Genomic DNA, 21066 nt, shown 5'->3' on the forward strand with positions numbered 1-21066 from the left:
TCAGTTTTCTCCTTCCAAATAGGCTTTCACGGCTTCTACATCTTTATCCCCTCTACCTGACAAGCAAACAACAATCCCTTCATTCGATTCCATCTTTGGTGCAAGCTTTAATGCGTAGGCAATAGCATGTGAGCTTTCCAATGCTGGGATAATTCCTTCTACCTGCGAAAGAGTTTGTAGAGCAGCTAAAGCTTCAGCATTGGTAATTGAATCATATTGAACTCGTCCTAGGTCCTTTAAATAACTATGCTCTGGTCCAACCCCTGGATAATCAAGCCCTGCAGAAATAGAATGTGCCTCCTGAATTTGGCCATCTTCATCTTGCAAGAGGTACATCGCTGCCCCGTGCAAGACTCCTGGCTTTCCTTTTGTCAAGGAAGCCGCATGGTACGCTGTATCTATTCCCTGTCCTGCAGCTTCAACTCCGTACAATTTTACTTCTTCATCTTCAATAAATGGATAAAACAATCCCATCGAGTTACTGCCACCACCAATACAGGCAATCAGTGCATCTGGAAGCTTTCCCTCTTTTTCTCTGTATTGTTCTTTCGTCTCTTTTCCTATCACACTCTGAAAATCACGAACAATCATCGGAAAAGGATGCGGCCCCATTACGGATCCAATAATATAATGGGAATCATTAACATTGGCAACCCAGTAACGCAGTGCTTCGTTTGTCGCATCCTTTAAGGTTTTGCTTCCGGATGTCACACTAACCACCTTCGCACCTAAAAGCTCCATACGAAATACATTTAGTTGCTGGCGCTTTATATCCTCTTCCCCCATAAAAATAATACATTCTAAGTTTAAAAGGGCACAAACCGTTGCTGTTGCCACACCATGTTGTCCTGCACCTGTTTCAGCAATAATTTTTCTTTTCCCCATTCGAACGGCAAGTAACGCCTGCCCAACTGTATTATTAATTTTATGAGCACCAGTATGGTTTAAATCTTCACGTTTCAAATAAATCTTTGCTCCACCTGCTTTTCTTGTTAGATTTTCCGCAAAATATAATGGTGTTTCACGTCCTACGTATTCCTTTAGCAAGTAGGAAAGCTGTTTATGAAATTCATCATCCTCGCTAGCTTTTTTATATTCACTTTCTAATTCCAGAATGGCTGCCATTAACGTCTCAGGAATATATCGGCCTCCGAATGGTCCGAAATGACCAGTTGAATCTGGTAATGTATATGTGCTCATTTGATTTCCTCCATTGTTTGCGTGTTTTTGACAAGATTTAGGAATCTTATTATTTTCGCTGTGTCCTTTTGTCCGTCACTTTCAACCCCGCTTGACACATCCAACATATATACGTTGGTTTTCATAGCAGCGGCAACATTTTTCAGGTTTAATCCACCGGCTAATATCACTTTTTTTCCTTTAGCATCAAATTCAGACAAAATACTCCAATCAAATGTTGTACCATTCCCTCCGTAATACTTTCCTTTCGGCCCATCCAATAGGATATAATCACAAGAATAGGCATCGATATGCTTTAAGTCCTCTGCAGTCTCAATACTGAAGGCTTTAATAATCGGAAAGGATAGTGATTGACAAAATTCAGGGCTTTCATCGCCATGTAGCTGCACCGTGTCAATGCCTGTTTCAGAAACAATCCTCTCTATTTCCTCTTTACTTGGATTAACAAACACACCGACTTTTTTTACATTTGTTGGCAATTTGGAAATAATTTGTTTTGCTTTCGTTGTCGTAATCCTACGTTTACTTTCCGCAAATACAAAACCAATCGCATCAGCACCACTGCTTACAGCACATTGCGCTGACTCTATATTTTGTAGTCCGCATATCTTTACTTTCATATTTGAGCACCCTTTTGAATTGGCAGCTTCATTTCCTTTAATGTATGTGATAGATTATCTGCTCTCATAAAGGTTTCCCCGACTAAAATTCCATTTGCACCCGCATTTACGACCCGTTTTACATCCTCAATAGTTTTAATCCCGCTTTCACTTATTAAGAATGCGCCTGCCTTTTTGATTTTCGAACTAAGCCTTTCTGTTACTGACAGGTCTACCTCAAAGGTCTTTAAATTCCTATTATTAACACCAATTATTTTTGCCCCGACTCTAATGGCCATGTCAACCTCTGCTTCGTTATGCACCTCCATTAATACGTCAAGCTGTTGGCTTTTTGCATATTGATAGAGATCAGCTAATTTTTCTTCTTTCATCGCAGCAGCGATTAACAAAATAAGATTTGCACCCGATGCTTTTGCGATATCAATTTGAATCCTATCAATTATAAAGTCTTTACAAAGGATAGGAGCATCAATTGCCTTTCGCACGGCTTCTAAATCAGCAAAATCTCCTTTAAAAAAACGTTTATCGGTTAAGACGGAAACCGCACTAGCACCATATTTGATATAGGAGCTAGCCTGTTCGGCAGGATCTTTATCAGTGCTAATATCCCCTTTTGAAGGACTAGCCCGTTTATATTCAGCAATAATCGCTAATTCCTCTGCTTTTTCAAGAATGGATATGAAAGATTGCTTCGTAAGATTCTTATACGCACTAACCCTTGTTTGATGTCTGTATAAATCGTCAATCTCTATTTTCTTCTCAGACAAAATGGTATCTAAAATCGTTGCCATTTATATCACCTCTGTCTTTACATTACTGGCTTCAATCAAACGATTCAGTTTATCTAGAGCTGCACCTGAATCAATTAGCTCTTCAGCCAGCTCGACACCTGCTTGTATACTTGATGCTTTACCACCTACATAAATACCAATACCCGCATTTAATAGTACCGTATCTCGGTAGGCACCTCTTTTTCCCTTTAAGACATTTCTTAATATTTCGGCATTTTCGCGGGCATAGCCGCCAACAATTGCTTCATTTGGATAGATTGATAATCCTACCTCTTCAGGACGAAGTATTCGTTCCGAAATATGACCATTCTCTAACATGACTAAATAGTTTTCTCCTTGGAGTGATGCTTCATCCATTGAACCCGCACCATTTAGGACCACTGCCCGCTTTCGTCCAAGTGCGTTTAGAACCTCTGCAAACATCTTTGCTAAATCGCGACGGTAAACCCCTAAAAATTGTGAATCTAATTCAACCGGATTCAGAAGTGGTCCTAATAGATTGAATACAGTCGGTATCCCTAAATCCTTCCGTACCTTTTGAATTCGTTTTATTTTTGGATGTACATGGGGAGCAAATAAAAAGGCTATCCCAACTTCTTCAATAATTTCCTCAATTCGTTCGGAGGATAGATTTAAATCAATTCCTAGCTCCTCCAGAACATCTGCACTCCCCGTTTTACTTGATACACTACGATTTCCGTGCTTAGCAACAGGAATACCGGCAGCTGCAATAACAAAGGCAGAGGTAGAACTTACATTAAAACTCTTTACCCCATCACCACCGGTACCGCAATTGTCCATCACATTAGCAAATTTTTTCTTAAACGGAAGTGCTTTTGCTCGAATCCCTTTTACAAGACCAGCAATTTCTTCAACCGTTTCTCCTTTTGCTTTCAAGCCAATAAGAAAGGCTGAGATTTCACTGTCTGAAACATCATCGGAAAATAATCGTTCCATCGCTTGGTTTATTTCAAAATTTGTCAAGGTTTCACCTGAAGTTAAACGAACTAAAATGTCTTTCATATAGCAACTCCCTCTCTTATTTCAGATAAAAAATTGGCTAACATTTGCTTCCCGTCATCGGTACCAATTGATTCAGGGTGGAACTGCATCCCATATAGCGGTAAAGTACGGTGTTTGATGGCCATTATTTCATTGTCATCGCTAGATAACGCTGAAATCTCAAATTCAGCTGGTAATGTTCCCTTTTCTATGATTAAGGAATGATAACGCATAACTTCAATATTTTGCGGCAGGTTCTGAAATATATGATTTCCTGAATGGCTGATGTGTGATCCTTTTCCATGCATAATTTTATCAGCCTTAATAATCCTAGCCCCAAAACTATAACCGATTGCTTGGTGACCCAAACAGATTCCTAAAATAGGCAGTTTATCGTAAAAGTGTTGGATAACCTCCACACAGATTCCAGCCTCATCCGGTCTACCTGGACCTGGAGAGATGACAATAGCCTCAGGAGCTAATTTCTCAATATCCGTGATGGTCAGCTCATTATTTCTTGTTACGACCATTTCTTCTCCAAATTCTCCAAGATATTGATAAAGGTTATACGTAAAAGAGTCGAAATTATCAATCAATAAAATCATTGAATATCCCCTCCAAGAAACATTTTTAATTTATGAAGAGTTTCTTCATATTCCTTTTCAGGAATGGAATCATAGACAATCCCTGCACCTGCCTGAATATAGGCCTCATTCCCCTTAATGACCATCGTACGAATGGCTAAAGCAAAATCAAGATTTCCATTTGCTGAAACATATCCAATCGCCCCTGAGTAAATACCTCTTTTCATATTTTCCATCTCATTAATAATTTCCATTGCCCGTATTTTCGGAGCACCAGACACCGTTCCAGCTGGTAAGCAAGCAATTAGAGCATCAATCGGCGATAATTGGTCGACAAGTCTCCCTTCTACTTCAGAAACTAGATGAATGACATGCTTGTATTTCTCAATTTGAAGAAATTTTGTAACATGGACAGAGCCAAATTCACACACACGCCCAAGGTCATTACGCCCTAAATCGACAAGCATTTTATGCTCCGCTAATTCCTTTTCGTCGGCCAATAAATCCGCGGCCAACGTTACATCCTCTTCACCATTTGCTCCCCTAGGTCTTGTGCCGGCAATGGGATTGGTAATGACCTGTTTCCCTTTTACCTTTATAAGGCTCTCAGGGGAGACACCAGCAATTGCGTAATCTTCAAAATCAAAATAGTACATATAGGGTGATGGATTTTTTACTCTTAACTTCCGATACAGTGAAAATGGTTCTCCATCTATTTCAGCCTTCAAACGTTGTGATAGAACAACCTGAAAAATATCGCCTTCCTCAATATGCTTTTTGGCTTTAATCACATGATTCATGAACTGTTCTTTCGGGATCGATGCTTGAAAGGACGAAAGAGTAACCTCATTACTACTATCATCCGAGACACTTTGACGGATTAAACGTTTTGTTTGTTCAATCTTACTAGACAGCTCGGTAAAGGATGACCCGTTATGCTGTGGCGAAGCAACAATATAAACCTTCTGCTCCAGATGATCAAAAACAACCAAAACTTCAAAAAATAAAAAATGGACTTCAGGTAGCATTAATTCATCATCTGGAATGTCACCAATATTTTCATATTGGCGAATCGCATCATAGCTCGCATAGCCAACTGCTCCACCGATAAAGGGAAACATCGGCTCAGGTTTGGAAGTATTTTCAGGCAATAATTCTTTTAACACCTCTAAAGGTTTTTTATGAAGAAAATGATTCTCATTGTTTTTAATAATCTGACTTCCGTTACCAATACCGATTAACTCCATAAACGGCTCTGCACCAATAAATGAAAAGCGTCCTGAGTTTTCATGCTTTAACGAACTCTCTAGTAAGAATTTTTTTTCACCCTTTAATCTTTGATAAATCGAAATAGGAGTCAACGTATCCCCTTCTATTTCCTCAATAATCAATGCTTCAGAACTCAACTCTTCTCTACTCAGCTTCATGACCTTAAACCCTCCATTTTGTTCATATATAGAATAAAACAAAAAGTCCCCTATCCACATTGAAATAATATGGATAGAGGACGATTGATTAACCGCGGTGCCACCTCTGTTAAAGCCGTTAAGGCTTTCTCTTTTCAGGTACAATACTAGTTCTTTATACCCTATCCTTTTAACGGTGGAATTCCGTGCAATCCTACTAGCATTTTTCAGACTGCCACTCGTAAGTCCATTCCAGCGATGCATTCGTACCGGTTCACAGCTTTCCCGGCTCTCTGTAACGAAAAACAATCGTGTACTACTCTTACTTGAACGCTTTACATATGATATTAATATTTATGAAAAAACAAAAAGGGTTTCTCGTCGGAAAAGGACGAGAAACCCGTGGTGCCACCTTCATTAGCTGATTATACAGCTCACTTAAAAAGTATCAAAACACACTGTTTTAATACTTATCTCTTGTAACGATGAGACATTCGCCAAAGCCTACTGCTATCAAATTCACCCCATTGAATTTATGTCCGGATTTTTGTCGACCTTGTTCAAAACATTACCTTTAACATATCCGTGACATCCGCCGGTGGCTAAACCTCTAAAAGAAGTTACTAGGTTCGGTTTGGGGCTCGGAAGTCCATTCACCCTTCTTTCCACACTGATTTGCACCAACCATCAGCTCTCTATAGTGTTTGGAAAGGTTACTCTTCTTCGTCAACGCCGTAAGATTATATTTGTTAATTATAATAATACTTAATCATTCCTTCGTCAACCATAAATTGTTCGAAAACTGTTAAAATTATTTTTAGTCCTTTGCTACATTCACATACAAATTTTCCCATGCTACTTTCAAGATAATTGGCAAACCTATTAAGGTGACTATTTATTAAAGGCGGTTTGTGACATGGATCATGTTGAAGAATTACTTTCGATGAATCTAAAGCAATCCATAAAAAAGAAGGACCGGGGTGCACATAAACAAAAATGGGCCGTTCTCTCTATGTCATCAATCCCACTGATTATGACATTAGGGAATTCAATGTTTATCCCGGTTCTACCGACAATGGAGAAACAATTAGCGATATCTCCGTTTCAATCAAGCATGATAATTACCGTCTATTCAATTGTTGCCATTTTCTTAATCCCAATAGCTGGCTATCTTTCCGATCATATCGGCAGAAAAAAAGTGATTATTCCCAGCTTACTCATTGCAGGAATCGGTGGCTTGATTTCCGGTTGGGCCGCATGGAAAATGACTGACGCCTATTGGCTTATATTAATCGGAAGAGCGCTTCAGGGAGTCGGGGCCGCCGGAGCATCTCCAATTGTCATGCCCTTAGTAGGAGATATGTTCCAAAACGAAAAGGATGTGAGCAGTACTTTAGGTATTATTGAGACATCCAATACATTTGGCAAGGTCCTTAGCCCGATACTAGGAGCATTACTAGCTGGAGTCACTTGGTTTCTACCTTTTTTCTCGATTCCTGTTTTTTGTGTATTCTCTACCTTACTTATGATGGTGTTTGTAAAGGTTCCGAAATCAAAGGAAAAGCCAATTCCAATTAAGCAGTTCTTTCAACATATTAAACAAACCTTTACACATAATGGAAAATGGCTTAATGCAATTTTTTTAATTGGCGCCATTTTAATGTTTGTTCTATTTGGTGTCTTGTTTTACTTATCAGAAATGCTCGAAACTCGATTTGGTATAAACGGAGTGAAAAAAGGACTAATTTTGGCCATTCCATTAGGTGCTCTATGCTTAACCTCCTTCCTTACAGGTAAAATCATAAAAGAAAATAAAGTGTTGATGAAGTGGATTATTTTCACCGGAAATATCCTTCTAGGAGTTTCTGTTATGACTTTAAGCTTCTCAAATATGCTTTGGTTTCTGATTAGTCTTTTCTTCTTATGCGGGATTGGGATTGGGGCTGTACTGCCATGCCTTGATGCTCTCATAACGGTTGGTATCGAAAAAGAACATCGTGGCACGATTACTTCTATCTATAACTCGATGCGTTTTATCGGGGTTGCAGCAGGTCCTCCTGTCCTTGCTATACTAATGGATAAAACCGGACATTTATTATTTTACATTCTTTGTGGCTGCAGCTTATTGGCTGCATTTGCCACGTTTATCGCCATAAAGCCAGACAAAGAAGAAGCAGCGCAATAGGTGAGTGAAAACGCTAATAAAAATCGCATTGAATTCAATGCGATTTTTCTATTTGATTCACTATAAAACCAATGATAGTCTGATTTACCAGTTGACTTTGCTTTGTAGGCAATTGGTGAGCAACCTTTGGAATAATAACTGCCTGATGATTAGTTAACTTTTCATAGGTTCGTAAATGTTGATTTGAAAAATCCTTTGCCCCGTACATAAGTAATAGCGGAACGGTAATATCTTGAAGTTGATTGGAGCTGTTATAAGATAATGACTGTTCATAAAATCCAAACCACATATTACGATTAGCTTTTTTCATATGTTGATTGATATCATGACGGAATGCAGGATCATCAGTATGAGCTGAAGCAATGACATAACAGAGAAAGCGAGGAAACTTCTTCACTAGATACATTCCTGCTATATGCTCATATTTAAAGCCTAATGATTGAACTTCGGAATATCCACTAATTAGAATTAAACCTAAAGATCGTTCGGGAAACCGCAGAACAAATTCCTGAGCAACACAGCCTCCAGCAGAATATCCGCAAATGACTGCTTTCTCTATTTTTAAATGTTCAAGTAACGCCTTTACTTCTTCAGCATAGCCTTTCATCGTTACCATATGCTCAGGCCCCATACTATCACCCGTTCCGCTCAAATCGGGCATAATAACCTTAAAATGGCGGTTTAATAGCTCTTGATTACGAAAAACAACTCTTCCCATTGCAGGCGGATGAATAAACACAATTGGAACGCCTTCACCGCTTAAATCGTAAATAATTCTGTTTCCCTGATAAAGAAATTCTGCAGACATGAAACCATGAACTCCTTTTAAAACGTGACATGATAGAACACTTAAACAGCGTCTTCAGTTAGCTTTCCCTTACTTCATAGAATCCCATTCAATCACTCAATCGCAAAAGGTTAGATGATGAAAAGACCGCAAGGCACTGTGGCTTACGGTCTTTTCAATACTTATTTAAGCGGCTTTTTCAAAAAACCAATCATCATAGCTGCTACAACTGAGCCTATTAGAATTCCGGCTAAATAAAGAAGCCAATTTCCCTCGACGAATGGTATAACGAATACACCGCCATGGGGGGCACGTAACCCGATTCCTGCTACCATCGATATCGCTCCGGCAACAGCGGAACCGACCATAATGGACGGAATCACACGCAATGGGTCTGCTGCAGCAAATGGAATGGCACCTTCTGTGATAAACGACAGTCCCATTACCAGGTTTACTTTTCCGGCATCTCGGTCCAGTTTAGTGAAACGGCTTTTGAACATCATAGTGGCCAATGCAATGGCAAGCGGCGGGACCATACCAGCTGCCATTATAGCTGCCATCGGGTCATAAACACCGCTTGCTAACAGACCTGTTCCAAAGACATATGCCGATTTATTGACCGGACCGCCCATATCAAACGCCATCATTAGACCTAATAACCCACCAAGGATTACGGCATTACCCGTTCCAAGTGAGGAAAGCCACTCAGTAATTGCATTGTTAGCTGCTGCAACTGGCGTGTTTACAATAAACTTCATTGCAAAACCTGTCAAAGCAATTCCTAATAACGGATACAATAGAATGGTCTTGATTCCTTCCAAGGAGGTCGGAATACTTGCAAGTAGTTTTTTCAAGCCAACAACGATATATCCTGCTAGAAAACCTCCAATTAAACCACCAAGAAATCCGGCACCGCCGCTAGCAGCCATCAAACCGGCTACCATTCCAGGAGCAAAACCAGGGCGATCAGCGATACTCATCGCAATAAAGCCTGCTAAAACAGGAATCATTAAGGTAAACGCATTTCCGCCCCCAATTTCATTCAAGGCTGCCGCAAACGCATTATAAGATGGATCATTTGAATCAGCCGAATTGTATCCAAACATAAACGATATGGCAATTAGAATTCCACCGCCGACGACAAACGGTAGCATATTCGAAACCCCATTCATTAAATGCTTATAAATGGTACCACCAATGCTTCGTTTCCCTGTGTCATCTGCTGACGACTCACTCCTACCTGTCCCAGGTTCATATACAGGTGCATCCTGGTTAATAGCCTGTGTAATCAATTCCTCAGGGTTTCGAATTCCTTCGGCAACGGCTGTTTCTAATACAATCTTCCCTTTAAAACGTTCCATCTGTACTTTTGTGTCAGCAGCGACAATAACGGCAACCGCTTTGTCAATTTCCTCCTGGGTTAATACATTTTTCGCACCGCCGGAACCGTTCGTTTCCACTTTAATATCCACGCCTAACTCAGCTGCTTTTGCCTTTAATGAATCTGCTGCCATATAAGTATGAGCAATTCCCGTTGGACAGGCAGTAACCGCTACAATAAAATTCTTTTTGCCTGCAACAGATATTTCCTCTTCTCCTTCTTCATGATCATAGCTGTCGATTATGAATAAAACATCTGCAGCGGTTTCAGCAGCCAATAACCTTTGTCGCGCGTCATCCTTCATTAATATGGTGGCTAAGCGTGACAATGCTTCCAAATGAGTATTATTTGCTCCTTCTGGTGCAGCAATCATAAAAAATAAATGTGAAGGCTGTCCATCTAGTGCTTCATAATCAACACCTCTGACAGATTTCCCAAAGGCAATCGCAGCTTCTTTTACAGCAGCAGACTTGGCATGTGGAATGGCAACCCCATCACCAATACCGGTTGTACTTTGTTCTTCCCTTAGGATAATTGCTGCTTTATATTGTTCTTTATCAGTTAATTTTCCAGCACGATCTAGTACCTCAACAAGCTCATGAATTGTATCTTGTTTGCTTTTTCCATTAACGGCAAGCAAAATCGTTTCTTCTAATAATAATTCGGTTATTTTCATAGAGATCTCTCCCACTTTGATGATTTATCTACTTTCTGTTGATAATGGGTTAACCTGCACATATGAAAGCAATTCGTCAACATGCTCTTTTGTACAAAGATCGAGTGAAAAAGCAGTTGCACTTCCCGCTGCGACACTGTATTGAAAGGACTTGATTAAGTCTTTGGAAACTGCGTGCTTAGCAAGGAAGCCCGCAACCATAGAGTCACCTGCACCAACTGAGCTTTTTACCTTCCCCTTTGGCACAGTTGAAATATATACAGATTTTTCATTTACAAAAACAGCTCCATTGCCTGCAAGTGATACAATGACATTCTTGGCACCCATATCAATTAATTTTCTTGCATATGGGATGACATCTTCTGTGGTTGAAAGAGCAGTCCCGAATAGATCCCCTAGTTCATGATGATTGGGTTTGATTAAAAGAGGCTTATATGACAATACTGTTTTCAGTAATTCACCTTCAGCATCCACCACGAACTCTGCTCCATTTTCGGAGCATATTTTTACAAGATCTTCATAAGTTGATTCAGGAAGTGATGAAGGGATGCTGCCTGCTAACACTAATACATCATCGGCACCTAATGAAGCTACCTTTGTTTTCAAAGCCTGAAAATGTTGTTCACTAATAGCAGGACCTTTGGCATTGATTTCTGTTTCTACATTTGTTTTTAACTTTATGTTAATCCGAGTATCCTCTTCCACGTGAACAAAGCTCGTCTCAATCTCTTCGTGATGCAGATATTTTTCTATATAAGCTCCTGTAAAACCGCCAACAAAGCCGAGTGCTTTACTTTTAACACCCATTCGATTCAAAACTCTTGATACATTTATCCCTTTCCCACCTGGAAATTTGGTATCACTACTTGATCTGTTTAATTCTCCCATACATACAGAACTATCAAGTTTGACAATATAATCCACAGATGGATTAAGTGTTAGAGTATATATCATATTGTCACAACCTTTATTTTTGTTTTCCCCATATACATTTCTGCTGTGTCATCCTCCAACTCATTTGTAATAATTGTTGCTTTGTTTATATCAGCAATTTTGGCAAATGAAACTTCTGAGAATTTCGTTTGATCACCCAAAACAAATGCTTCCCGAGAAAGAGCAATAGCTTTTTCCTTTATCACTGCTTCTTCCTGATCAGGTGTCGTGAATCCTAGTTCGGGATGGATTCCATTCACACCAATGAAACATTTATCAAAACGGTATTCCTCTAGACTCGCTAAAGCCATTCTTCCTACAAGTGCGTCTGTTTTATGCTTCGCAAATCCACCAATAACATAGGTTGGAATCCTTCTTTCGAGTAAAGGATGGATATGCGTTAACCCGTTTGTTACGACCACAATATTTTCGGACGGTAGAAATTCAATCATTTCTTTTACTGTTGAACCGGCATCCAAGTAAATGGAGTCACCCTCATCGATTAAGCCAGCCGCAAATTTGGCTATTTCTTTTTTTTGTTGAAGGTTTTTGAAGGATTTTTCCATCATGGTCAATTCTTGAAGCTTTCCCTGCAGTCGAGCTGCACCACCGTGAATTCTTTTTAGTTGCTTTCTTTCCTCCAATTGTATTAAATCTCTGCGAATCGTTGATTCAGATGTATTCGTCATATCAACAAGTTCTTGTAATTTCACAATATTTTTCCTTTTTAATAGATCTAATATCAATTGATGTCGTTCAGGAGTTAACATATCTATGCCCCCTTATTACGCTTTCTGATTCTTGTTTATTTTACTGTAACCGATACCAAAAATCAATCATTTTCTTTCATAAACATCCATAAACATTTATTAATTGAATGTTTATGGATGTTTATTGTTTTATTGTATAAAAATAGACATAATAACCGTCCTCATGTTTTTATCAATATATCTCTTATTTAACACTTCATGCAGCGAATTTATATTTGATATTTATTCCAATTTGGGTATAGTAAATGTATATCAATGAATGAAGAGGAAATCAAATGAGTTCAAAAAAGAAAGAATCAAAACAAATTGCACTGTATTCTCTCATTATTATGGGAATTGGTTTTATCGCTACCATTCCTTTTCAAGGGACCTTTTGGGTGGATTTATTACAAGGTGGGTTCGAGGCCGGCCTTGTCGGGGGCTTAGCTGATTGGTTTGCCGTAACAGCCCTATTTCGTCATCCGCTTGGCATACCGATACCACATACGGCACTCCTGCCGAATAATCGCAATCGAATTACCCAAGCACTTGTCCGGACAATCAAAAGGGATTGGCTTTCGAAGGAAAGTATCCAGGAAAAGGTTCAAGAGGTTCCCTTTACAGAAAAGCTTATTCCGATCCTAAACAAACAGGTACGAACTGAAATCACGCGAAAGGCAATGATTAACCTTATACAACAAGCAATTAAGTCTATTGACATCGAGAAATTAACACCTGTTGTCAAAAAACAAATCATCTCGGTACTTTCTACTATCGAAGTCAAGAAAATACTTCAATACATTAGTACATTATTGCTAAATGAACAATTCGATAAGAAAGCATTAGATTATCTACTGCAAAAAGCGGAAGTATGGTTAAATCAACCACAAACCAAATATAAATTAGGAAATATTTCAATGAATGTCTTGAACAATGTTGAAGTTGATGGTTTTCTTCAGTTTGCTGTTAAATCTCTCCAAAGCATTCTTAACGAAGAAAAACTAGGTAGTATCATAAAAAATGTTTTAATAAGCGGGATTAACAGCTTAAAGCATGAAGAAGACCCTAATCGTGAAGCCTTAATCCAGTACATTCAAAAAGAAATACAAGCAATAAACGATAACCATAAGCTAATTGTGCTCCTTGAAAACTGGCGTAAAGATGCCCTAGAGAAATGGAAGCCTGACAATAAGATAACCGAAGTACTTTCTAGTTTGAAGGAAAAGACATTGGAATTTATTGTGGAGGACTCTTTTTTCGATTCCTATCTAGTACCGATTATCAGCCAAGTATTAGACTATCTTAAAGTTAATCAATCTCAAATTGATCAATGGATACAAAACCAAATCACTCTTTTTGTAGAAAAAAATCACTCAAAGATTGGCCACCTTGTTCAAGAGAATTTAGAGAAGCTATCCAATGATGAACTGATTGATATGGTAGAAAATAATTTAGGGAAAGATTTGCAATGGATTCGTGTCAACGGGGCAGTATGCGGATTTTTTATTGGATTGATTTTGACTGGAATCCATGCCTTATTAAGATTAATTTAATCATAATTACAAATCCAAAAGTCCTTGAATTGTCATCCTATTAACTGAAAAGGAGAATAATTTTCGAATGTTAAATAGACGAGATGACTCGTCTATTTTTTATGGTAAAATAGTTTAGGTTCAATGAGATTCTATCAACAACGATGACCAACTAACTAGTGAATGGAATTGGAGTGTTACAGATGTTTCGGACTGTATTTCGCATCATTTGTTTAGGAGCTTGCGCTTGTCTTTTTGCGTTTGCTTTTAATGTTTTTCTTCTTCCGCATCACCTATTATCTGGGGGGGTAGCCGGTATAGCTGCTCTTATTCACCATTTTGTGGATGTTAATTCGGGAATTATCTTATTTACAATGAATATACCATTATTTATATTAGGCTTAATTTATCTAGGTAAAAAATTTGTCCTTCATACCATCTACACCGTAACCGTTCTATCCTTAGCGCTCAAATTCATACCGATATACGCGATAAGTGAAGATATCTTCTTATCATCTGTAATTGGAGGAGCATTATATGGATTGGCAGTCGGAATTATTATACGTTTGGGCAGTTCTACAGGCGGAACTGATATTATTAGCCTAACGGTTTCGAAACGAACGAATATGCAGGTTGGTTTTTTAAATATTTGCATGAACCTATTCGTTGTATTTAGTTCGGGGTTTGTTTTTGGCTGGGATATTACCTTATACACAATCATTGCGATTTATGTAGCCGGACGAGCAGTGGACATGGTCTATACGAATCAAAATAAACTAACGTTAACCATTGTAACCGATAAGGCAGAACAATTAACGGAGGAACTGTTAAAATTACACCCAAGAGGCATTACCATTTCTGAGGCAGAGGGAGCTTATACACACAGACCGAGGAAAATCTTAACAACGGTCATTACTAAATTTGAGTTAAATGAAACAAAGCATAAAATAAAAGAAATCGATGCTAACGCATTTGTAAATATCACACAGACCCTTGAAGTACTGGGTAGATTTAGAAGAGATTGATGACATGCAAAAGGGCCTCCAAGACACTTGGAGGTCCTTCTTGAACAAATCGTCCTGCGGTTTTTCTTCGTCAATCGCTTCATGCTTCAGGTCCAACAGAAGTAATAGAACCTTCTTCCTTCATTTTCCCAATTCGTTCAGAAAATTCATTGATAGCCGTATAGCCTTGCTGCTGTAAACGCCAATTTTTGGCTGCAACCTCTATCAGCGCGGCAATATCCCGGCCCGGACGGACGGGTATCTCAATATGAGGGACAGGGACGTCCAAGTAATCAATCATTTCATTACGGTGAACAATGGCGTCATAATATTTCTTTTCATCCCACGCTGATAGGAAAATATCTAACCGAATGGTTGTTTCATCCTGAAAGGAACCAGATCCATAGAGCCTTGGTACGTTAATCATACCGATGCCACGTAATGATAGAAAATCCCGATTTGTCTGATTATGGGTTCCAATTAAGGTTTCTGGGTCAATACTTTTTAGTATCACTAAATCATCTGAAATTAAACGGTGTCCCTTTTCGATTAATGAAAGGGCTGTCTCACTTTTCCCAATTCCGCTTTCTCCTCTAATTAATAAGCCTACCCCAAAAACATTCATACAAACAGCATGAATCCCGATACTTTTGGCTAATTCCTTTTCCAAATAATTATTTAAAGTGCTAATGACTCTTGTTGTTTTTTCCTTTGCTCGAAGTAGTGCTACACCTTCTTCGTTACAATGTTTAATCAAATAGTTAAGACCTTCCTGATTATGAGTAATAATCATACATGGCGGTTGCTTTTTTATCACATTTCCGATTCTTTCGTCACGTTGTTCCTTTGTGAGTGAATGTAAATAGGTTATTTCTTGTCTACCCAATAGCTGGATTCTTTCCTTCGGAAAAAATCGAAAATAGCCAGTTAATTCAAGACCAGGACGATGGATATCATCATTATCAATGCTGCGTTCAAGACCCTGTTTTCCTGCGAGAATTTCTAAATTCAGCTTATCTGCTAATTGTTGGATTGTAATCGTACTCATATATTACTCCCACTATCGTTTTTCTTACTTTGTGGTATTTTGACGTTCTTAATCCATTATCACATGACGTAAATAATTCCAAAGCATCATATTTTCAGCTTCGAAATGACATATATTTCATTATGAAACTTTTCGAATAGTTCATTATAGGAGGAGTTTATTAGAAGTGGAAATAAGGTTTCGACAGCTTCGTAATAGGGCTGCCCCAAAGCCACTCTAAGAATAACAAAGCGTTGAAAAAGAAAGGCCTTTTCAAAATCTATTCCTAATTCATATAAACCGCTATGCAACTCTTCTTGGGGAATTTGGAGAATTTGCTTTAAGATTTTTTTATTTTTTTCAATGAATTTAACCTCAACGAAATGAGTGACATAATCTGTATAAATCATTTGACCAATCTCATTGGATTCTTTCTTTGTATAATGAAAACCAATCACACGATTTTCCTTTTTTTCACTAAGAATAAACGTTTTATTCCCCTGTAAATGAGTGATAAAATTCTTGACTCGCTTATCAAATAACTTATTAAATTCAATAATTTGATGCAGCTTGACAGCAAAATCTGTATGCTCTTCTCCTACCACAAATAATCTGTCTACAATGGGCAAAAGGTTTAGAACTCCTTCAGAAAGCTGGCTCGATGCATCATAAATAATAATGTTATACGCCTTCTTCATTTTCTTGATTTTTTGTTTTTGCTGCGCTAGGTTTAACGAAGAAAATTCATGAACAAGCTCATCTGAGATTTCTTCCATTTCTAGCGAACCATAGGATATAAATGCAACGTCTAAATTAGTATTTTCCTTTAACCAATGATAGATAGACAACGATAATTCCGTAACACCTGATTTTGCCTTTGGGGAATAGAAACCAATCATATACATTTTACTCACCTGCCTTTTATTACTAGGTTATGTAAAAGATATCTGATTGTTTGGACAACCCCCTATCACTATTAGAATCAAATTCGCCAGTCGAATTTGCGTCCGGATTTTTATCGAGCTCGCTCGATAAACTACCTTTAAAAACCGCAAGACTCGCCGGAGACTTAACTTCATTCAGCAGGGGTTTGTACCCCCACTGAATCGAAGGACCATTTGCATTCATCCCCCATATATAGAAGTGGAGGACTTCTGCTGAATGAAGTTAAAGGCATGAGAAAATGCTAGAAACGCCCTAAACGAGAAAATATTCTTTCTCGTTTAGGGCGTATTAGATTAAAGGACAATTTATCGTTTATGATAAGTAGTTTTTGTTAACGACTTTTTATTAACAATTCCACTGCTTCCTTTACTAAATGCTCTGTTCCTTCACCTTTTTCGACATTTACACGAACACAATGCTCTAGATTAGCACTAACAATAACACCCATTGTACGGTCAAGTGCATTGCGTGCTGCTGATAACTGAGTAACAATTTCTCGGCAATCCTTCCCCTGCTCCATCATACCAAGTACACCTTTTATTTGGCCTTCAATTCGTCTTAAACGATTTTTTATACTTTTGTCGTATTCCATATTAATCCACCTTTCCTTTATATGGACAATTCATCATACAGTTCATAAATGTGGGAAATCTTGTCATCTAAAAGACAGTTCTATAAATAATATAATAATATTACTTAAGTAAGTATTATAATATACCTCAAGGGGTATAATGTCAAATTGTTTACATTATAACAGACTAAAAGGATACTATTAAAAAGTATCCTTTTCTCATCATAACTCTATTCATGATTCCAAGTCCAATATAAAATGAAGCTAGTTTCTATACACCATTACATATAACTTTATATTGACTAGAACACAGCAGAAAAATCTATTGACTTTGTACGTAAAAAAGGAGAGCACTTATGACCCGCACTTCTCCAACTGCTACAAGATTATAGTTGGCCTAAAAATTCTCTTACTTGATCCGGTGTTTTGGCGTTTGCGCTATGTAAATGGGCAAGCTTTTCACCGTTTTTAAAGACTAATAATGAAGGAATTCCCATTACCTGCTGTTCATCTGCTATTTCTGGAAATTCATCACGGTCAATCATAAACCATTGCTTATCTTGCTGTTCAGCTATGATTTCATCAATAAACATTCCTAACCGCTTACAGTCTGGACACCAAGTGGTCGTAAAAATCCCAATTGATAATGCCTCTTGATTTATTAGTTCTCTGTATTCCTGCTCATTATTCAATTGCTTCATCCTTAACATCCTCCAAATTCAACTTGTAGCGACAGCCGACAATGGCTAGTCGAAAGATCATCTACCTGAAAGAGTTTATCACATCCAACTCTAAAAGAGAAAAAAATTGAATTCTACTCTATGTTGGTTCATATATTCGAGCATACGGCAATACATCAATAGAAATAAGGCTTCCACCTTTGACAGCGAAAGCCTTTATTCATTATACAGTTACCGACTCTTCCTCAAGAGTACCGGCTGGACCAAAGAATTCAAAATGGATATTTTCTGCAGGCACCCCCCAGACTCTGAGGCTTTGATACATCATCTTCATAAACGGAACCGGTCCACAGAAATAAAAATCTGCTTGATTAGATGGTAAAATGGTTTGCAACCAGCTTGCGTCAATCAATCCTTGCTTATCAAAGTTCTTTTCAGTCAAATCCTGTTGTGTTGGCTCTGAATAAGCAACAAACCCTTCTGCATTTTCAGCTTCATTTATTACTTTTGCTACTTCGTCTTTTAATGCATGTACTTGGCTATTCAATGCACCATGAATAAAGGTTACTTTTCTTTCAGGCTGTTGTTCAACAATTGTTTTTAACATACTTACCATCGGTGTTAATCCAACTCCACCACTTATTAATACAACCGGCGTATCTTTCGCTTCAAGGGTAAATTCACCTGCTGGTACACTTAGCTGTATTATGTCGCCTTCCTGAACTGATTTATGTAGATAATTGGATACGACTCCGTCAGGATTTTCACCTCTGCCTTCTTCTCTTTTGACAGAGATACGGTAGTAATCCTTTCCAGGGGCATCAGATAAACTATAATGTCTAAGACTAGTATAGTTTGCTCCTTCTGGAAGCACCTTCACCGTAATATATTGACCCGCTTTATAGGATGCAATTTCCTTTCCATCTTCTGGCTTTAAATAAAAAGAAGTAATGACATCACTTTCTTTTACCTTTTTCTCGACTGTAAAATTCCGAAAGCCTGCCCAACCACCAGTCTGTTCCTTTGCCTCTTTATACATGTCAGCTTCAATGCCAATAAAGGCATCTGCAATGACTCCATAAGCCTCAGCCCAGGCCTGAATAATTTCTTCTGTAGCCGCATCTCCTAGTACATCCTTTATCGCAGCCAATAGGTTTTCACCAACGATTGGATAGTGCTCTGGTTTTATTTCAAGTGCCCTATGCTTAGTGGCGATTTGCTTAACAACTGGGATAATAGCTGCTAAATTATCAATATTAGCAGCGGCTGCATAAACAGTATTTGCTAAGGCGGTTTGCTGACGTCCTTGCTTTTGATTGGCATGATTAAAAATATTTAATAGCTCTGGGTGGTTTGTAAACATTCTTTCATAGAAACGCGTTGTGATTTCCTTACCATATTTTTCGAGTACCGGTACGGTGCTTTTTATTATTGCTATTGTTTCTTGACTTAACATAACCCCATCCACCTTTTAAAGATATATTTTATTTACATCTTTAATAATATTACAACAGTGATAAATAAGATATATTTTATTTACATCTTTCAAAAAGTTGTCACAATTACATTTATTATCCTTTGATGTTATAATAAGATAACTCAAAGCATAGAGGTGTCATTGAGATGAGGTTAACCAATTATACAGATTATTCATTGCGTGTATTGATATATTTAGCATTAAAAACAGATTCTGAATTATGCACAATAAAAGAGATTGCCGAAACCTATCAAATTTCTAAAAATCATCTGATGAAAATTATTCACGAGTTAGGGAAGCTTGGGTATATTGAAACCATCCGTGGTCGCCACGGTGGGATTCGGTTAGCTAAAAGTCCAAGTGCCATTAATATCGGAGAAGTAGTAGCCAAGACCGAAGAGGATTTTCATATTGTTGATTGTTTTAATAAAGATCATAACTATTGTGTTATTACCCCATCCTGTAAATTAAAGCATGTCCTTGCAGAAGCACTACAGGCATTTATGAAGGTATTAAAGGATTATACGCTTGAGGATTTAATCCAAAATAATGATGATTTACAACAATTATTTGATCCTCCGATTTAAGAAACGAAGCTGTCCAAAAAGGTGTTTTTTATCTTACCTTTCAGACAGCCTCTTTTCTATTTTCATCTGTTATTACTTAATCATATATTTTCCCTTGCCGTATCCATTTCGTTGCGACCCATTTATCACCATTGATAACGGGTGTGCTAGAGTGTAATGACAGACGATCTGTTTGACCTTTACTATTTCCATAATGAAAATAGACGGCCGCCCCTTTTTTCGGCGATAACGACAAGCCTAGCTTTGGGAAAACCGTTTCACCACCTGCTTCGACATCGTTTAAATACATTAAGAGAGTCGCAATCCGCTGACCTCCTTTTGCCGCATCCACTTTACTATCTGGAAAATAATCATAGTGGCTTTTATACTCTTCTCCTTGATTATAGTGAAGCACCTGTAATGACTCGCCGTTTATAATCGGAAAATCAGTGAGTGCCGCAATCCTTTTTTCAATTGTTGTTATGAGTCTATTTTCCATGACAGCAAACTCCGTTCCCTCACTCGTTCGTCCTGGGACCGTTTTTTCCTTCCCCGTTTCTGCATCAATAACTTGTGAGCGTCTTAACCGATCTTTTGCAAGGGAAATTAGCTTCTCACATTCGTGAGAGCTTAATAGATTATCTAAATACAGGATGAACGGCTTTTCCATTCTTAGTGTTACTTTGATATCCAATTTATCAGTTGTTGAAATTAAATTTCCTTTATTCGCAATGTGCGGTAGCTCAACCACATATGGAGCATGTTCATCTATGGTTTGAATTGGCTGATTTCGAATCATACGGAATAGCGTTGTGTAGGCATACTTTTCAGCAAAGCCTTTTTTTACCATAGCATCAACAATGAATTCAGGAGAGACCCCGTTGTTTAACGTATTTTGAATCCATTCCTTTAATTCATTTGAAATGGTGCTGATTTTTCCCACGTTTCTC

Annotated in this window: 20 protein-coding genes and 2 other annotated features; of the genes, 4 read left to right on the plus strand and 16 right to left on the minus strand. The window is 38.1% G+C overall.

Annotated elements, in window-relative coordinates:
• The 6 genes from trpB to trpE are packed head-to-tail and all read right to left on the minus strand — an operon-like array spanning position 1 to position 5624.
• Positions 1-1200 (minus strand): tryptophan synthase subunit beta, encoded by a 1200-nt coding sequence (gene trpB, locus BQ5321_RS14955; RefSeq protein WP_071395232.1) that lies wholly within the window; start codon positions 1198-1200, stop codon positions 1-3.
• Positions 1197-1820 carry a phosphoribosylanthranilate isomerase gene (locus tag BQ5321_RS14960; protein ID WP_071395233.1) on the minus strand — a complete coding sequence of 208 codons (624 nt, stop codon included), beginning with the start codon at positions 1818-1820 and terminating at the stop codon, positions 1197-1199. The genes trpB and BQ5321_RS14960 overlap by 4 nt, the downstream gene beginning before the upstream one ends.
• The gene (trpC, locus tag BQ5321_RS14965; RefSeq protein WP_071395234.1) at positions 1817-2611 is read right to left on the minus strand and encodes an indole-3-glycerol phosphate synthase TrpC; all 795 of its coding nucleotides are present in this window, start codon (positions 2609-2611) and stop codon (positions 1817-1819) included. The genes BQ5321_RS14960 and trpC overlap by 4 nt, the downstream gene beginning before the upstream one ends.
• Entirely contained in the window at positions 2612-3634 is a 1023-nt protein-coding gene (gene trpD, locus BQ5321_RS14970) for an anthranilate phosphoribosyltransferase (RefSeq protein ID WP_071395235.1), read from the minus strand. It abuts the gene before it with no gap.
• The gene (locus BQ5321_RS14975) at positions 3631-4218 is read right to left on the minus strand and encodes an anthranilate synthase component II (RefSeq protein ID WP_071395236.1); all 588 of its coding nucleotides are present in this window, start codon (positions 4216-4218) and stop codon (positions 3631-3633) included. Before BQ5321_RS14975 ends, trpD begins: the two co-directional genes overlap by 4 nt.
• A complete protein-coding gene (gene trpE, locus BQ5321_RS14980) occupies positions 4215-5624 on the minus strand; it encodes an anthranilate synthase component I (protein ID WP_071395237.1) in 1410 nt (469 codons plus the stop codon). The genes BQ5321_RS14975 and trpE overlap by 4 nt, the downstream gene beginning before the upstream one ends.
• A gap of 73 nt (positions 5625-5697) precedes the next feature.
• Positions 5698-5943, minus strand: a binding site (T-box leader).
• Between the two features lie 44 nt (positions 5944-5987).
• Positions 5988-6342: a binding site (T-box leader), on the minus strand.
• 177 nt (positions 6343-6519) lie between these two features.
• On the opposite strand from trpE, the gene BQ5321_RS14985 reads away from it, so the two are divergent.
• On the plus strand, positions 6520-7788 hold the full coding sequence (locus tag BQ5321_RS14985) for a bacillibactin exporter BcbE (protein WP_071395238.1): 1269 nt from the start codon (positions 6520-6522) through the stop codon (positions 7786-7788).
• Positions 7789-7822: 34 nt separating this feature from the next.
• Here BQ5321_RS14985 and BQ5321_RS14990 read toward each other — a convergent pair whose 3' ends face one another.
• The 4 genes from BQ5321_RS14990 to BQ5321_RS15005 form a co-directional block, all read right to left on the minus strand.
• Positions 7823-8596 carry an alpha/beta fold hydrolase gene (locus BQ5321_RS14990; RefSeq protein WP_071395239.1) on the minus strand — a complete coding sequence of 258 codons (774 nt, stop codon included), beginning with the start codon at positions 8594-8596 and terminating at the stop codon, positions 7823-7825.
• Positions 8597-8757: 161 nt separating this feature from the next.
• Positions 8758-10632, minus strand: coding sequence for a PTS fructose transporter subunit IIABC (locus BQ5321_RS14995; protein ID WP_071395240.1), 1875 nt, complete (start codon positions 10630-10632; stop codon positions 8758-8760).
• A 24-nt stretch (positions 10633-10656) separates the two neighbouring features.
• Positions 10657-11586, minus strand: coding sequence for a 1-phosphofructokinase (pfkB, locus tag BQ5321_RS15000; protein WP_071395241.1), 930 nt, complete (start codon positions 11584-11586; stop codon positions 10657-10659).
• Positions 11583-12335: a DeoR/GlpR family DNA-binding transcription regulator gene (locus BQ5321_RS15005; RefSeq protein ID WP_071395242.1), complete on the minus strand. Its 753-nt coding sequence runs from the start codon at positions 12333-12335 to the stop codon at positions 11583-11585. Before BQ5321_RS15005 ends, pfkB begins: the two co-directional genes overlap by 4 nt.
• A 275-nt stretch (positions 12336-12610) precedes the next feature.
• Here BQ5321_RS15005 and BQ5321_RS15010 point away from each other — a divergent pair, with 275 nt between their 5' ends.
• The gene (locus BQ5321_RS15010; RefSeq protein WP_071395243.1) at positions 12611-13867 is read left to right on the plus strand and encodes a DUF445 domain-containing protein; all 1257 of its coding nucleotides are present in this window, start codon (positions 12611-12613) and stop codon (positions 13865-13867) included.
• Between the two features lie 182 nt (positions 13868-14049).
• Positions 14050-14871, plus strand: coding sequence for a YitT family protein (locus BQ5321_RS15015; protein WP_071395244.1), 822 nt, complete (start codon positions 14050-14052; stop codon positions 14869-14871).
• A 79-nt stretch (positions 14872-14950) separates the two neighbouring features.
• Here the strand turns inward: BQ5321_RS15015 and hprK are convergent, their stop codons facing one another.
• The 5 genes from hprK to hmpA all read right to left on the minus strand — a co-directional run bounded on the left by hprK (position 14951) and on the right by hmpA (position 19529).
• Complete coding sequence (gene hprK, locus BQ5321_RS15020) at positions 14951-15898, minus strand: HPr(Ser) kinase/phosphatase (protein WP_071395245.1); 948 nt, start codon at positions 15896-15898, stop codon at positions 14951-14953.
• 86 nt (positions 15899-15984) lie between these two features.
• Positions 15985-16782: a hypothetical protein gene (locus BQ5321_RS15025; protein WP_071395246.1), complete on the minus strand. Its 798-nt coding sequence runs from the start codon at positions 16780-16782 to the stop codon at positions 15985-15987.
• Positions 16783-17153: 371 nt separating this feature from the next.
• Positions 17154-17414, minus strand: coding sequence for a metal-sensitive transcriptional regulator (locus BQ5321_RS15035; protein WP_071395248.1), 261 nt, complete (start codon positions 17412-17414; stop codon positions 17154-17156).
• A 365-nt stretch (positions 17415-17779) separates the two neighbouring features.
• Positions 17780-18094: a thioredoxin family protein gene (locus tag BQ5321_RS15040; protein WP_071395249.1), complete on the minus strand. Its 315-nt coding sequence runs from the start codon at positions 18092-18094 to the stop codon at positions 17780-17782.
• Positions 18095-18296: 202 nt separating this feature from the next.
• Complete coding sequence (gene hmpA, locus BQ5321_RS15045; RefSeq protein WP_071395250.1) at positions 18297-19529, minus strand: NO-inducible flavohemoprotein; 1233 nt, start codon at positions 19527-19529, stop codon at positions 18297-18299.
• Between the two features lie 167 nt (positions 19530-19696).
• Between hmpA and BQ5321_RS15050 the strand changes: the two genes are divergently transcribed.
• Entirely contained in the window at positions 19697-20137 is a 441-nt protein-coding gene (locus BQ5321_RS15050; protein ID WP_071395251.1) for an RrF2 family transcriptional regulator, read from the plus strand.
• A gap of 76 nt (positions 20138-20213) precedes the next feature.
• Here BQ5321_RS15050 and BQ5321_RS15055 read toward each other — a convergent pair whose 3' ends face one another.
• Complete coding sequence (locus tag BQ5321_RS15055) at positions 20214-21059, minus strand: 2OG-Fe(II) oxygenase (protein ID WP_071395252.1); 846 nt, start codon at positions 21057-21059, stop codon at positions 20214-20216.
• Positions 21060-21066: the final 7 nt, after the last annotated feature.

Source organism: Bacillus tuaregi, from assembly GCF_900104575.1.
GTDB lineage: Bacteria > Bacillota > Bacilli > Bacillales > Cytobacillaceae > Bacillus_BD > Bacillus_BD tuaregi.

Coding starts and splice junctions, on each gene's coding strand:
- trpB (WP_071395232.1), bottom strand. CDS start 1,200: ATGAGCACATATACATTACCAGATTCAACTGGTCATTTCGGACCATTC.
- BQ5321_RS14960 (WP_071395233.1), bottom strand. CDS start 1,820: ATGAAAGTAAAGATATGCGGACTACAAAATATAGAGTCAGCGCAATGT.
- trpC (WP_071395234.1), bottom strand. CDS start 2,611: ATGGCAACGATTTTAGATACCATTTTGTCTGAGAAGAAAATAGAGATT.
- trpD (WP_071395235.1), bottom strand. CDS start 3,634: ATGAAAGACATTTTAGTTCGTTTAACTTCAGGTGAAACCTTGACAAAT.
- BQ5321_RS14975 (WP_071395236.1), bottom strand. CDS start 4,218: ATGATTTTATTGATTGATAATTTCGACTCTTTTACGTATAACCTTTAT.
- trpE (WP_071395237.1), bottom strand. CDS start 5,624: ATGAAGCTGAGTAGAGAAGAGTTGAGTTCTGAAGCATTGATTATTGAG.
- BQ5321_RS14985 (WP_071395238.1), top strand. CDS start 6,520: ATGGATCATGTTGAAGAATTACTTTCGATGAATCTAAAGCAATCCATA.
- BQ5321_RS14990 (WP_071395239.1), bottom strand. CDS start 8,596: ATGTCTGCAGAATTTCTTTATCAGGGAAACAGAATTATTTACGATTTA.
- BQ5321_RS14995 (WP_071395240.1), bottom strand. CDS start 10,632: ATGAAAATAACCGAATTATTATTAGAAGAAACGATTTTGCTTGCCGTT.
- pfkB (WP_071395241.1), bottom strand. CDS start 11,586: ATGATATATACTCTAACACTTAATCCATCTGTGGATTATATTGTCAAA.
- BQ5321_RS15005 (WP_071395242.1), bottom strand. CDS start 12,335: ATGTTAACTCCTGAACGACATCAATTGATATTAGATCTATTAAAAAGG.
- BQ5321_RS15010 (WP_071395243.1), top strand. CDS start 12,611: ATGAGTTCAAAAAAGAAAGAATCAAAACAAATTGCACTGTATTCTCTC.
- BQ5321_RS15015 (WP_071395244.1), top strand. CDS start 14,050: ATGTTTCGGACTGTATTTCGCATCATTTGTTTAGGAGCTTGCGCTTGT.
- hprK (WP_071395245.1), bottom strand. CDS start 15,898: ATGAGTACGATTACAATCCAACAATTAGCAGATAAGCTGAATTTAGAA.
- BQ5321_RS15025 (WP_071395246.1), bottom strand. CDS start 16,782: ATGTATATGATTGGTTTCTATTCCCCAAAGGCAAAATCAGGTGTTACG.
- BQ5321_RS15035 (WP_071395248.1), bottom strand. CDS start 17,414: ATGGAATACGACAAAAGTATAAAAAATCGTTTAAGACGAATTGAAGGC.
- BQ5321_RS15040 (WP_071395249.1), bottom strand. CDS start 18,094: ATGAAGCAATTGAATAATGAGCAGGAATACAGAGAACTAATAAATCAA.
- hmpA (WP_071395250.1), bottom strand. CDS start 19,529: ATGTTAAGTCAAGAAACAATAGCAATAATAAAAAGCACCGTACCGGTA.
- BQ5321_RS15050 (WP_071395251.1), top strand. CDS start 19,697: ATGAGGTTAACCAATTATACAGATTATTCATTGCGTGTATTGATATAT.